The organism is Clostridium boliviensis (assembly GCF_033342255.1).
Classification (GTDB): domain Bacteria; phylum Bacillota; class Clostridia; order Lachnospirales; family Lachnospiraceae; genus Lacrimispora; species Lacrimispora boliviensis.
This window is the reverse complement of the sequence record NZ_JAWONS010000112.1, coordinates 1-396: the sequence shown is the minus strand read 5'-3', so window position 1 is coordinate 396 and position 396 is coordinate 1. Positions and strand designations below refer to the sequence as shown.

The 396-nt window shown below is 60.1% G+C and carries 1 protein-coding gene; it reads left to right on the top strand.

Annotated elements, in window-relative coordinates:
- Positions 1–396, top strand: a 396-nt coding sequence (locus RZO55_RS07825) for an aminotransferase class I/II-fold pyridoxal phosphate-dependent enzyme (protein WP_318063728.1), incomplete at both ends; no start/stop codon positions are given.

The following is a 396-nucleotide window of genomic DNA, read 5'->3' as shown; positions in this document are numbered from 1 at the left end:
GAGGCGGGCTGCCTGTTGATGGTGGATATGGCCCACATCGCCGGTTTGGTGGCCACGGGACACCATCCCAACCCGGTTCCCCATGCGGATTTTGTGACCACCACCACCCACAAAACCCTGCGCGGTCCCCGGGGCGGCATGATTCTGTGCAAGGAGGAATACGCCAAAAAGATCGACAAGGCGGTTTTTCCCGGCATCCAGGGGGGCCCCCTGATGCACGTCATTGCTGCCAAGGCGGTGGCCTTGGCGGAGGCCCTTACGGAGGATTTCAAGGATTATTCGCGCCGCGTGGTGGAAAATGCCGCTCGCTTGGCCGAAGCCCTAGCGGATCGGGGATTTGATTTGATCTCCGGCGGAACGGACAATCACCTGATTCTGATCAATGTGCGCAACCTG